10 protein-coding genes are annotated in these 12,325 nt (G+C 65.7%); 3 read left to right on the top strand and 7 right to left on the bottom strand.

Annotated features, from left to right (window positions below):
- The 5 genes from AC3AYF_RS11680 to pilM form a co-directional block, all read right to left on the bottom strand.
- Nucleotides 1-1,632, bottom strand: a 1,632-nt coding sequence (locus AC3AYF_RS11680; protein ID WP_487779755.1) for a type IV pilus secretin PilQ, incomplete at its 3' end; no start/stop codon positions are given.
- A gap of 11 nt (nucleotides 1,633-1,643) precedes the next feature.
- The gene (locus tag AC3AYF_RS11675) at nucleotides 1,644-2,195 is read right to left on the bottom strand and encodes a pilus assembly protein PilP (RefSeq protein ID WP_295038545.1); all 552 of its coding nucleotides are present in this window, start codon (nucleotides 2,193-2,195) and stop codon (nucleotides 1,644-1,646) included.
- Nucleotides 2,192-2,878, bottom strand: coding sequence for a type IV pilus inner membrane component PilO (locus AC3AYF_RS11670; RefSeq protein WP_295038543.1), 687 nt, complete (start codon nucleotides 2,876-2,878; stop codon nucleotides 2,192-2,194). Before AC3AYF_RS11670 ends, AC3AYF_RS11675 begins: the two co-directional genes overlap by 4 nt.
- Entirely contained in the window at nucleotides 2,875-3,444 is a 570-nt protein-coding gene (locus tag AC3AYF_RS11665) for a PilN domain-containing protein (protein ID WP_295038541.1), read from the bottom strand. Before AC3AYF_RS11665 ends, AC3AYF_RS11670 begins: the two co-directional genes overlap by 4 nt.
- Nucleotides 3,441-4,490, bottom strand: a complete 1,050-nt coding sequence (pilM, locus tag AC3AYF_RS11660; RefSeq protein ID WP_487779756.1) for a type IV pilus assembly protein PilM — start codon at nucleotides 4,488-4,490, stop codon at nucleotides 3,441-3,443. The genes AC3AYF_RS11665 and pilM overlap by 4 nt, the downstream gene beginning before the upstream one ends.
- A 236-nt stretch (nucleotides 4,491-4,726) precedes the next feature.
- Here pilM and AC3AYF_RS11655 point away from each other — a divergent pair, with 236 nt between their 5' ends.
- Both AC3AYF_RS11655 and AC3AYF_RS11650 read left to right on the top strand, forming a co-directional pair.
- Nucleotides 4,727-7,249 carry a penicillin-binding protein 1A gene (locus tag AC3AYF_RS11655; RefSeq protein WP_295038537.1) on the top strand — a complete coding sequence of 841 codons (2,523 nt, stop codon included), beginning with the start codon at nucleotides 4,727-4,729 and terminating at the stop codon, nucleotides 7,247-7,249.
- Between the two features lie 91 nt (nucleotides 7,250-7,340).
- Nucleotides 7,341-8,123, top strand: a complete 783-nt coding sequence (locus AC3AYF_RS11650) for a DUF481 domain-containing protein (RefSeq protein WP_295038536.1) — start codon at nucleotides 7,341-7,343, stop codon at nucleotides 8,121-8,123.
- Between the two features lie 169 nt (nucleotides 8,124-8,292).
- On the opposite strand, the gene AC3AYF_RS11645 is transcribed toward AC3AYF_RS11650, so the two are convergent.
- Both AC3AYF_RS11645 and rpmE read right to left on the bottom strand, forming a co-directional pair.
- Nucleotides 8,293-9,564 carry a malic enzyme-like NAD(P)-binding protein gene (locus AC3AYF_RS11645; protein ID WP_298842588.1) on the bottom strand — a complete coding sequence of 424 codons (1,272 nt, stop codon included), beginning with the start codon at nucleotides 9,562-9,564 and terminating at the stop codon, nucleotides 8,293-8,295.
- 331 nt (nucleotides 9,565-9,895) lie between these two features.
- Nucleotides 9,896-10,111, bottom strand: a complete 216-nt coding sequence (gene rpmE, locus AC3AYF_RS11640) for a 50S ribosomal protein L31 (protein WP_295041293.1) — start codon at nucleotides 10,109-10,111, stop codon at nucleotides 9,896-9,898.
- Between the two features lie 204 nt (nucleotides 10,112-10,315).
- Between rpmE and AC3AYF_RS11635 the strand changes: the two genes are divergently transcribed.
- Nucleotides 10,316-12,325 (top strand): primosomal protein N' (locus AC3AYF_RS11635; protein ID WP_295041291.1); only part of this gene is annotated, 2,010 nt, incomplete at its 3' end.

Below are 12,325 nucleotides of genomic sequence, written 5' to 3'. Positions count from 1 at the left end.
GGCGGTAATCACCCGCGGCTCGGAGATGGTCTGGCTCTTGCCCTCGCTCTCCAGTGCACGCAGCTCGAGGTCGATCAGCACGTCCCCGGAGAGATAGCCGAAGCTGAAAGCGCTGGCCGGGTTGGTGGCGTTGCCCAGGTCGACCGCCAATCCGCCGCCATAAGGAGCGGGATCATCCGAGGTCGTCGGCACCGTCGAAGGATTGCCGTCGGCCGCCCCGCTCAGATCGAAGTGACGGCCCCGCGGCGAGGAAAGCCCCCAGTTGACGCCCAGCTCGTGCGTCGCACTATCCCTCGCGATCACGATGCGAGCCTCGATCTGCACCTGGCGCACCGGGACATCGAGGTGGTCGATGGTCCGTCGGATCGCGTCCAGCTGATCGCGCGTATCCTGCAGGATCAGCGTATTGGTGCGCGGATCGACGGTGACCCGGCCACGCTCCGACATCATCCCGACCCCCTCGCCGCCTCGCAGCAGCGCGGCGAGGGAATCGGCCTTGGCGTAGCGAATCTGAAGAAACTCCGTACTCAGCGGCGCCAACTGCTCGGACTGCTCGCGGGTTTCCAGCGTCTGACGCTGCAGGCTTGCCAGTTCGCCGGTGGGCGCCACCATCATCACGTTGCCTTCGCGCCGGGCCGACAGGCCATGGTTGCGCAGTACCAGATCGAGCGCCTGATCCCACGGCACGTCGGTGAGATTGAGGGTCACGTTTCCCTGCACACCGTCGCTGGCCACGACGTTGAGCCCGGACTCCTCGGCAATGATCGACAGCACGTCGCGAACCGGAATATCCTGAAAATTCAGTGTGATGCGGTGCCCGGTGTAGCTGGGCCGCTCCCCCGCCTCGGGACGTTCGATCGTTCCCGCGGCAGCCAGCTCGATCGTCAGACGACGCCCGCTCTGGGTCACCAGCGGCTCCACGGCGTCGGATGCGGAAATGTCGAAAGTCACACCGCCAGCGCTGCGACGCGGCACGATGCGCTGGACACTCGTGCCGAAGTCCCCGACGTCGAGCGTCTGATACTGCTCGTCGGGCAGGACGACACCCGGCAACGTGACCGACACCTGTCGCCCCTGCCCCGACACCTCGGCGGCGACGCCGACACGGTCGAGTTCCAGTTGCAGCTGTCCGGCGCCGTCCGCGCCGCGACGAAAATCGATCGCGGTGACCCGGGGCTCGGCCGACAGCGTCGTCGCCGCGTCGACGCCTCCGGCGGGCGGGGATGCCGGCGGAGAAGCGTCGGCATCCCCGCCCAGATGGACGACGACCCGATCCGACAGCCGCTCGAGCCGATAGCCGGTCGTCGAATCCAGCTCGAATACCAGGCGCGTGCGGCCCCCCGCTACCAGCACCCTCACACCGCTGACGCCGGCGCTGCCGATGGCGAAGCTCGACTGGGACAGAGCGCTCTGCGTCTGCAGCAGATCCAGCGCCAACCGCGGCGGGGAGTCCGTGCGATAGCCGCGAACTTCCGGGACGCCGCCGACGAAGTCGAGACCCACGTCCAGGCGACCCGCGCCCTGGTCGGTGAAGGTCATCGCGGTCAGGGTGGAGGCCGCCAGGGCGGAGCACGCCACCCCCCACAGAATCAGCGTCGCGATCAAAGCGGCCAAATGCCGTCGAAGAGCCATGAGTTCCCCTGCTACTGTTGCCGCCGGCTGGCACCGTCGGATTCTTGTGGTGCCATTGCCAGACGCTGACGACGCTCCGTCCAGCCCCCCTGGGGACCCCGCACGGTCTCGATCAGCGCCAGTGCGCGCGGCTCGACGTCAACGACCTTCCCGTAATCCCTGCCCAGGTAGTCGCCCTCGAACAGCCGATGGATCCTGCCGTCCGGCGCAGCGACCAGACCCGAGGGGGTGTTCCCCACCGTCAGGGTGCCGACCAGGGTCAGGCTATCGAGCTCGAAGGCTTCCAGGGGCTGGCGTGGACGATCGGCATCGGGCAGCGGCGCACTATCCATCGGATCGACGCGGCCTTCACGCTCGGCCACGAACGGGCTGCGGCGCTGCCCCTGGTGGTAGTCGGCGGTGGCATACTGCGGCATCTGCGGTAGCGCGGCGATCTGCCCCTGGGGCTTGTGCCGCAACGCATCCAGATGCGCCTCCAGCGCTTCCAGGTCGGCATCCTGACACCCCACGAGCAGGCCGCTGCCGATGAGCATCCCGGCCAGAACGAGGCGGTTCGCGCTCACGGCTTTCCCCTCCCCTTGCTGGAACCGACGCCGGGATCGGCCTCCTCCCGATAGCGGTAGGTCTTGGCCAGCATCGACAGCCGGAGCCGATCCTCCATCGGCGTCAGCGTAAAGTCGTGCAGCGTGACGATACGCGGCATGCCCGCGACACGAGCCAGGAACGCGGCGATCTGGTGGAAGTCCCCGCGCACCTGGATGTCGAAGGGCTGCTCGATATAGAACGCCTGCTCGACCGCCGGACGCAACTTGATGCTATCGATATCGAGTTGCTGCTCGCGTGCCGCGTCACTGATGGCATCCAGCAGCGCCGGAACCTCCGCATCGCTTGGCAGCATCTCCAGCACCCGCTGCATGCGGGCCTGCAGCTCGCTCATCTGGCGCTCCATCGCCGGCAGATTGACGGCCTGATAGGAGAGCGTCTCGAAGCGCTGCAGCGCCTGCTGCTCCTGAACCATCAATCGCTGATGCGTTTCCCGAGGCGATGAAGCCAGCAACCACTGCGCGCTCCACAGCGAAGCCAGCAGAAGCGCAACCGCTATCATCACCTGCAGGCCGACAGGCCAGGTGCCGGCCTCCTTGACATCCAGCTCGCGCCACTGGAGCTCACGTAACTGCCGCCACTGTTCGCCGGCCAGGCCGCGAAGGCCGCCCAACCGCCGGAAACTGGCCGTCAGGCGCTTCACGATCCAGCTCCCGCCGCACTGTCATCGACCGGATGCTGGTCGACACTCATGTGGAAGCGCTTGGCCGCCGCCGGGCCCTCGGCGGACTGCACGTCCGAGAGCAGCGGGATATCGAATGCCGGGCTGTCATCCAGCGCCCGCATCTGGTCGGAGACCTGACGGTTGGAAGCCGCCACGCCGCTGAGCTCCAGCCGATCGTTCTTGCGATCCAGCTCGGTGTAATAGACACCGTCGACCAGCGTGGCCGTCAGTTGATCGAGGACGCGAATGGTGAGCGGGCGGCTCGATTGCAGTTCGCCGATCACTTCGATCTGCTTCAGCATGCGCTCCCGCAGCTCGCGGAAATCGCGCATCGCCTGAATGTCGCGGGTGAGGGCGTCGGTATCGCGCTGGATCAGCGCGACCCGGGCCTGCCCCGCGCGTACCAGCGACTTCTCGTGCAGCGAGATCCCCCAGCCGATCAGCAGGCCGACGAGCAGCGTCAGCAGCAGGCCCTGCTTGAAACGACGGGTGCGTTGAACACGACGCCGCTCCCGCCACGGCAGGAGATTGATCTCGATCGTCATGCCATGGCCCGCATGGCGAGGCCGCAGGCCGTGAGCATCGCCGGCGCGTCCGCGGCCAGCGCGCCGACATCCAGCCGCGAATGGATACGCATGTGGTGAAAGGGATTGGCGAGCTTCGCCTCGAGACCGCTCTGGGCACGCAGCCGCTCCGCCAGTCCCGGCAGTGCGCTGGACCCGCCCCCAAGGACGAGACGCCGAACCTGCTGCTGTCCCGCGGAGGTGTAGTAGAGTTGCAACGAACGACCGATGTGCTGAATCAGGGTATCGATGAACGGCAGCAGCACCTGCTGGCGATAGTCGTCGGGCAATCCGCCGCGCTTCTTGGCGCGGCCGGCTTCGTCGAAACTCATGCCGTAACGCTTGCTGATGGCGTCGGTGAGCTGCCGCCCGCCGCAAAGATTGTCCCGGCTGTAGACGATCCGTCCGCCCTTGAGCACATGAAAGGCGCAAAGATTGGCACCGATGTCGACCAGTGCCGTACTGTCGTCATCCGCCTCGGAGTCCCCCAGGGCACGGCAGACCCGCTCGAGGGCAAAGCCCTCCACGTCCACGGCCACTGCCTCCAGCCCCACCGCCTCCATGGTCGAGGTCAGCGTCTCGATATCCTGCAGGCGGCAGGCCACCAGCAGGATCTCCTGCTGGTCCGGGTAACGGGCATGGTGGCCCAGCCGCTGAAAGTCGAAGGCAACCTCGTTGAGGGGAAACGGGATGTGCTTGTCGGACTCCATCTGGATGCGGGCTTCGATCTCCTCGTCGCTGAGCGAGGCCGGAAGCGACAGCACGCGGGTGATGGCGGCCGAATTGGGCACCGCCACCACGGCGCGCCGGGAACGCAGCTGGGCATGCTCGACCGCCCGGCGCAGCGTGTCCACGACCTCGCTCTTGTCGCGAATACGCTTCTCGACGACGGCTCCCTCGCTCAGTGGGCGTACCGCGTAACTGTCGATTCTCAGGCCGCCGGCGTGACGCTCCAACTCCAGCAGCTTGACAGTGGCGGAGGTGATGTCCACTCCGACCAATCCCTGGGAGGATCTTTTCAAGCGCAACACTGTCTCACCTCGCCGGAACTCGAAAATCCTAATCGAAGTTAACGGCGGCCCGATGGGCAACTTGAGACATTTCGTTACACTTATTTCTCGTTGCTTGCAGGAAGCGGCGGGTACGAAACTGGCCCCGGCTCTGTCGCATCCATATAATGCCCCGTTACTGAACCATGTCCGAAGCTAGGGATAGCGGGCACGCACGCGGCCGGACCGCCACCAGTCAAGGATCACCTCTTTTTATGAAGCTTTTTACCCGCTTACTGACGACCGCCTTCTGGCTGCTGCTGTCGCTATGCGCCGGTGTCGTGCTGGCAGTCGTCGGCGCAGGGCTCTACTTTGCCCCTGGCCTGCCGGACGTGCGCCAGCTCCAGAACTACGAGCTTCAGACGCCGCTGCGAATCTACACCGAGGACAACAAGCTGATCGGCGAATACGGCGAGGAGCGCCGCATGCCGATCAGCTACGATCAGATCCCCCAACCGCTGATCGATGCGCTGCTGGCGGCCGAGGATGCCAACTTCTACAACCACCCCGGCGTCGACCCGAAAGGCCTGCTGCGCGCGGCGGTGGAACTGGCCTCCTCGGGAGACATCCAGTCCGGCGGCAGCACCATCACCATGCAGGTGGCACGCAACTACCTGCTGACCCTGGATCAGACGTTCACCCGCAAGATCCGCGAGATCCTGCTGGCGCTGCAGATGGAGCAGATCCTGAGCAAGCCGGAGATTCTCGAGCTCTATGTCAACAAGATCTACCTGGGCCACCGCTCCTATGGCGTCGCCGCCGCCGCCAACACCTACTACGGCAAGCCGCTGGCCGATCTGACGCTGCCGCAGTACGCCATGATCGCGGGCCTGCCCAAGGCACCGTCCAGCTTCAATCCGCTGGCCAATCCGGAGCGCGCCCTGATTCGACGCAACTGGATCCTCTATCGCATGCGTCAGCTCGGTTCGATCGACCAGGCTAGCTACGAGCAGGCCGTCAAGGCGCCGATCACCGCCAGCCGCCATGTCGCGCAGTCGGAGATCGACGCGCCCTATGTGGCCGAGATGGCACGCGCCTACGCCGTCGAGCGCTTCGGCGACAAGGCCTATACCGACAATATCCGCATCACCACCACGCTCGACAGTCGCCTGCAGACCGAGGCCCGCAATGCGCTGGTGCAGGGCCTGATCGACTACGACACCCGCCACGGCTGGCGTGGTCCGGAGCAGAAAGACATCCCCCCGAGCCTCGTCGAAGCGCAGGATCGCACCGAGCGGCAGGGCCTGGAAGAAGAGCTCTCGGAGTCCCCGGAGGTCATCCAGACCGCGCGCCAGGCGGCCCAGAGCAGCGAGGCCACCATCGAAGGCGTCGATGGCGATGTCAGCAACTGGCTCAAGGTGCTGGAGCGCACGCCCGCCTACGGCCCCCTTCAGCCGGCCATCGTGACCGAGACCGACGGCAAGCAGATGCGCGTGCTGGATGCCGATGGCAAAGTCATCACCCTGGACTGGGATGGCCTCAAGTGGGCCCGCGTCTACCACAGCGCCAAATGGCGCGGCGATGTGCCCGCCAATGCCGAGGCGATCGCCCAGCGCGGCGACCTGGTCCGGATCCTGAAGAGCGGCGACAGCTGGCGCTTGTCGCAGCGCCCCGGCGCCGAGGGCGCGATCGTCGTGCTCGACCCCCAGACCGGCGCCATCGAAGCGCTGCAGGGCGGATTCAGCTTCGCCGCCAGCAAGTTCAACCGTGCCATCCAGGCGCAGCGCCAGGTCGGCTCCAACTTCAAGCCCTTCGTCTATCTGGCGGCGCTGCAGGAAGGCGGCATGACCGCGGCCACCATCATCAACGACGCGCCGGTGGTGATGTCCCAGTACAGCGGCGACGACTGGCGCCCCGAAAACGCGGAACGCCAGTTCCGCGGGCCGACACGCCTGCGGGTCGGGCTGTACACCTCGCGCAATCTGGTGACCATCCGCGTGCTGCAGTCGCTGGGACTCGACAACGCGCTGAACTTCCTCGAGCGCTTCGGCTTCTCCCGGGATCGCCTGCCGCACGGGCTGTCGCTGGCGCTGGGCAGCGCCTCGCTGACGCCGCTGGAGATCGCCAACGCCTACGCGGTGCTGGCCAACGGCGGCTTCCAGGTCTCGCCCTGGTACATCCAGCAGGTCACCCAGGGCAGCCAGAACACCGTGGTCGAACAGGCCAACCCGCTGGTGGCATGCCGCGACTGCGCGCCCGACGCGACCCAGACCGAAGTCGACGGCGAACCGCGCCGCATTGCGCCCCGCGTCGTCGACCCCGATGCGCTCTACATCCTGCGCAGCATCCTGCGGGATGTCATCGAGCGCGGCACGGGCCGCGGCGCGCTGTCGCTCGACCGTGCCGATATCGTCGGCAAGACCGGTACCACCAACGATCAGCGCGACGCCTGGTTCTCCGGCTTCAACAACTCACTGGTCACGACGGTATGGGTCGGCAAGGACGACAACACCACCACCGCGGAATATGGCGCGCAAGCCGCCCTGCCGATCTGGAAGGCGTTCATGGGCCCGGCCCTGAAAGGGACCCCCGAGGTCGTTCCGAAGGCGCCCGACGATATCGTCCAGGCACGCATCGACCCGAAGACCGGCAAGCGCCTGCATGACGATCAGTCCGGCGGCATCAGCGAGATCTTCCGCAAGGACAACCTGCCCGAGTACCAACCTCGGGGTATTCGCCCTGAACTGGAAGATGAGAGCGGTTCGCAAGGCACTGGCACTTTCGAAGCCATCTTCTGATACATTGGTCGGGGCCTCGAGCCCCGACCCATTCGTTCCACACTCGCTCTTCACCGCAACAGGACGTCGCAGCGACGCTGAGAGAGATGTCATGCCCCTGCCTAGTTGCCGCTGGTGGCTGCTGGCCACCTGCCTGATGGCATCGCCGTCACACGCAGAGCTTTTCTACGCGCCGCCGGCACCGGACGAAAATGCGCCCAACTTCAGTGGCAGCGCGGAACTCGGCTACACCAAGCTGACCGGCAACACCAACACCCAGACGCTGCTCGCCAAGGGCCGCCTGACCTGGCTGACCGGCCGCTATACGCATACCTTCCGCGCCGAGACCCGTAGCGTCCAGGACAACGACAACACCACCTCGGAGCGATATCTGGTCGGCGCCCGCGAACGCTATGAGCTGGCGGACAACAACTACCTGTTCGGCTTTGCACGCTGGGAGCGCGATCGATTCAGCGGCTACGACTCGCAGTTCACGACCATTGCCGGTTACGGGCGCCAGCTCCTCGTCGGCCCGACGCACACCCTTTCGGCCGAAGTCGGTCCGGGCTATCGCCACGACGTCTATGCCGACGACAGCGACGATGACGATGACGACGCTTACGAAGGCGGCAGCAGCGACGATCTGGCGCTGGCCTACGCGGCGCTGGACTATACCTACAACTTCAGTGACGACATCTCCTTCGATCAGGAGCTGTCGGCGGAAGCGACTCACATCAGTGTCACTACCCGTTCACTCTCGTCGATCACGTCGCAATTGAACTCTCACCTCGCGCTGCGCGTCTCCTACGATGCCAGGAGCAACACTCATCCGCCGCCGGGCGCCGAAGCACGCACCGACACCACGACCTCGGTCTCGATTCTCTACGGCTGGTAGCGACGGCGCTGGGTCGCTGGAAAAGGGCCATCGAGCGACGGCTTCGGGTCGCTGTAAAAAGACGGCGTCGGGTCGCTGTAAAAAACGGCTTCGGGGCGCTATATCAGATCGTTGAAAAGCACGATGCCGCCTCGGAGGGCGGCATCGTCGTGATGAGACAGATCAGCAATTACTTGCCGTAGATTTCCCTGACGCTCTTCAGCGGGTAGTGGGCGGGATACGGCTTCTTCGCGACGCCGGACTCCACCGCGGCCTGGGCCACCGCCGCCGGAATCTTCTCCAGCAGCCGCGAATCCACCGGCGTGGGGATGATGTACCCACGACCGAACTCCAGCGAATCGAGCTCGTAGGCGTCCAGCACCTCTTTCGTCACCGGCTCGCGCGCCAGATCCTTCAGCGCGTGAACGGCGGCGATCTTCATCTTTTCATTGATGGCCGTGGCCCGCACGTCCAGCGCGCCACGGAAGATGAACGGGAACCCCAGCACATTGTTGACCTGATTGGGGTAGTCGGAGCGCCCCGTGCCCATGATCACATCGCTGCGGGTCGCGCGAGCCACATCGGGGTGAATTTCGGGGTCCGGGTTGGAGCAGGCGAACACGATCGGGTCGGCCGCCATCTTCGCGAGCTGCTCGGGCTTGAACAGATTCGGCCCGGAGAGCCCGACGAAGACATCGGCGCCCTCGATCGCGTCATCCAGCGTGCGCAGCGGCGTCTCGGTGGCGAACTGCGCCTTGTACTGGTTGAGATCACTGCGACCGCTGTGAATGACGCCATTGCGATCCAGCATGAAGATGTTCTCGGCCCGGGCGCCGCATTCGATCAGCAGTTTCATGCAGGCAATGGCGGCCGACCCCGCCCCGAGACAGACGATCCGCGCGGTCGCCAGTGTCTTGCCGGCGATGTCCAGGGCGTTGAGCAGGCCCGCGGCGGTCACGATCGCGGTGCCGTGCTGGTCGTCGTGAAACACCGGGATGCTGCAGCGCTGCTTGAGCGCCGCCTCGATCTCGAAGCACTCGGGCGCCTTGATATCCTCCAGGTTGATACCGCCCCAGGTGTTGGCGATGTTGGCAACCGTGTCGATGAAGGCCTGGGCGGAATCGGCCTCGACCTCGATATCCACCGAGTTGATGCCGGCGAAGCGCTTGAACAGAACCCCCTTGCCCTCCATGACCGGCTTGCTCGCCAGTGGCCCGAGGTTCCCCAGACCCAGGATAGCGCTGCCGTCGGAGACGACGGCCACCAGGTTGCCCTTGCCGGTGTAGAGATAGGCGTTTTCCGGATCCAGCGCGATCTCCCTGCACGGCTCGGCAACGCCAGGGCTATAGGCCAGCGACAAATGCTTGGCGGTTTCGGTCGGCTTGGTCAGCTCGACCGACAACTTGCCCGGAATCGGCTTGGCATGGTAATCGAGCGCCGCCTGTCTTTTATCGTCACTCATGGGGAATGTTTCCAAATGAAGGGTGGGATATCTCGGCATCGTCGTGCCATGGAGTCGCGCCAGATTATAGAAAAACGACACCCCACACAACTTTCGCCCTTTTCTCCTCTTTCGCGAATTTTAAGTGCCTGTTTGAATCACTTCGATGCATTTGGCGACACTTATACCTGGACGCCCAGCCATAAAACATCCCTTATCCATGGTCTCGAACCCAGGCTCTGGCCCGGAAATCCCGCCCCTTCGCGTGTCGAAATCCGGCAATCGCGCACGAAAAAGCCCGCCATGGAGGCGGGCTTCTCGACAACCGATCGGTTCTCGGCGAGACGCGATATCAACCGCGACGAACCGCAGCTCCGAAGCGCTTGTTGAAACGCTCGACGCGGCCACCGGTGGTCGCCTGCTTCTGCTTGCCGGTGTAGAACGGGTGACACTGCGAGCAGACGTCGACGTGGAAGTCTTCGTTGGCCGTGGTGCCGATCGAATGGGTCGCGCCACAGGAACAAGTCGCCGTGACTGTCTTGTATTCGGGATGAATAGACTGTTTCATCGTGAAGCCTCGCTTTGCGGTGTACCGCCACCTGATCTGTTGCCAGGCACCGTACACGGATAGGGAATCGCGGTTCACTCCCGCGCGACCGGCCCGCCTAGAATCCCGTAACCCGCATCGTCTGGCGATGGCAGTACCACGGATAAGAGACGCACCCTACGTCGGAAGGCGGCGCATTTTAGCAGAACTCTTCACGGAGGCCAATTGGCAGATTCCAGCACCGCCCCCGGGAGCGCGACTCCACCCGCGCCTCGGATTCTTCGTATCGCCGTTCCCACGCCGCTGAGGCGACTGTTCGACTATCGCCCCGCGGGTCAGCCCCCTGCCGGCGGTTGGCGCCCGGGTCTGCGGGTCAAGATCCCGTTCGGCCGGCGTTACCTGGTCGGCATCGTGATGGAGTGCGCGATGCAAAGCGAGCTACCGGCCAGCCAGTTGAAACCGATCACGGAGCGCCTCGACGACGAGCCGTTACCGGCAGACTGGCTATGGCTCTGCCAGTTCACCGCTCGCTACTATCAACATTCGCTGGGCGATACGCTGCATCACGCCCTGCCCGGGCCGCTGCGCCAGGGGCGACCGCTGGAGGCACGCATTCGCGAGCGGTGGCAGTTGAATCGCCCCGAGGCCGCCGCCCTCGATGCCCTGAGCCGCGCGCCACGCCAACGCGAGCTGGTCCAGCTCCTGGCCCAGCACCGCCATGGCATGATCACTTCCGCCATCACCGCGCAGGGGTACGCTCGTGCCCAATTGCAGGGCCTGCTCGACAAGTCGCTGGTCACCCGCATCAGTGAACCGCTGACCGCCAGCGAGGGCTGGTCGGGTGCGCTGCTCGCCGAACCGGCCCTGCCGCTCAACCGGGAACAGGCCGCCGCGCTCTCGGCGCTTCACGAAGGGCTGGACCGCTTCCACCCCTGCCTTCTCCACGGCGTGACGGGGAGCGGCAAGACGGAGGTTTACCTGCAACTGATCGAGGCCGTGCTGGGCCAGGGCCGCCAGGCGCTGGTACTGGTGCCCGAAATCGGCCTGACGCCGCAGACCCTGTCGCGCTTCCGCAAGCGCTTTCGCGCACCGGTCGTGGCGCTGCACTCGGGCCTCACCGACCTGGAGCGCCTGGATGCGTGGGAAGCCGCCCGCAGCGGACGCGCCCCCATCGTCATCGGCACCCGCTCCGCCATCTTCACGCCGCTGGCGCGACCCGGGGTGATCATCGTCGACGAAGAGCACGACGGCTCGTTCAAGCAGCAGGATGGATTGCGCTACCACGCCCGCGACCTGGCCATGGCCCGCGCGCACCGCGAGGGCGTGCCGATTCTGCTGGGCAGCGCCACTCCGTCGCTGGAGAGCCTGGCCCAGGCGCGCAGCGGACGCTATCGACACCTTCGTCTGACCCAGCGGCCCAGCCGCCACGCCCCGGCCAAGCTCGAACTGGTCGACCTGCGCGGGCGACTGCGCCAGGGCGGGCTGATTCCGCCGGTGATCGACGCCATCCGCCAGGCGCTGAAAGCCGAGGGGCAGGTGCTGGTATTCATCAACCGGCGGGGGTTTTCGCCGTCGCTGGCGTGTCATCAATGCGGCTGGATCGCCGAGTGCCGCCACTGCGACTCACGCATGACGCTCCATCGCCAGCCGCCGCGCCTGGTCTGCCATCACTGCGAGCACCAGACACCCCAGCCGGACGCCTGTCCGAGCTGCGGCAGCGCCGACCTGCGACCGCTCGGCGCCGGCACCGAGCGCAGCGAGGAGACTCTCGCCACCCTGTTCCCCGACACGCCCGTCTACCGCATCGATCGCGACAGCACACGACGCAAGGAAGCCTTCGACCAGGTGTTGACCGAGATCCGGCGCGGCGAACCGAGCCTGCTGGTGGGAACCCAGATGCTGGCCAAGGGCCACCATCTTCCCCACGTGACGCTGGTGGTCGTGGTCAATGCCGACGCCGGCCTATACGCCAGCGATTTTCGCGCGCTCGAGCAGAGCGCCCAGTTGCTGGTCCAGGTGGCCGGTCGTTCCGGTCGCGCCGACCGGGCCGGGCGCGTTCTGGTCCAGACGCTGCATCCCGACGACCCCAATCTGCGGCTGCTGGCGGATAGCGGCTACGATGCGCTGGCCTACCAGATGCTCGAGGAGCGGCGCCTCGCCGGCCTGCCACCCTACCGCTATCTGGCGCTGGCGCGTTTCGAGGCGACTCGCGAGGAGGACGCCCGCCAGGCAGCG

The organism is Salinicola sp. (assembly GCF_982684285.1).
Note: the sequence above shows the minus strand (reverse complement) of the source record. Positions and strands in the feature narration are given on the sequence as shown.

What these genes read in the sequence shown, in the direction of transcription:
- AC3AYF_RS11650 (WP_295038536.1), top strand. Translation starts at nt 7,341, where the DNA reads ATGCCCCTGCCTAGTTGCCGCTGGTGGCTGCTGGCCACCTGCCTGATG.
- rpmE (WP_295041293.1), bottom strand. Translation starts at nt 10,111, where the DNA reads ATGAAACAGTCTATTCATCCCGAATACAAGACAGTCACGGCGACTTGT.
- AC3AYF_RS11655 (WP_295038537.1), top strand. Translation starts at nt 4,727, where the DNA reads ATGAAGCTTTTTACCCGCTTACTGACGACCGCCTTCTGGCTGCTGCTG.
- AC3AYF_RS11665 (WP_295038541.1), bottom strand. Translation starts at nt 3,444, where the DNA reads ATGACGATCGAGATCAATCTCCTGCCGTGGCGGGAGCGGCGTCGTGTT.
- AC3AYF_RS11645 (WP_298842588.1), bottom strand. Translation starts at nt 9,564, where the DNA reads ATGAGTGACGATAAAAGACAGGCGGCGCTCGATTACCATGCCAAGCCG.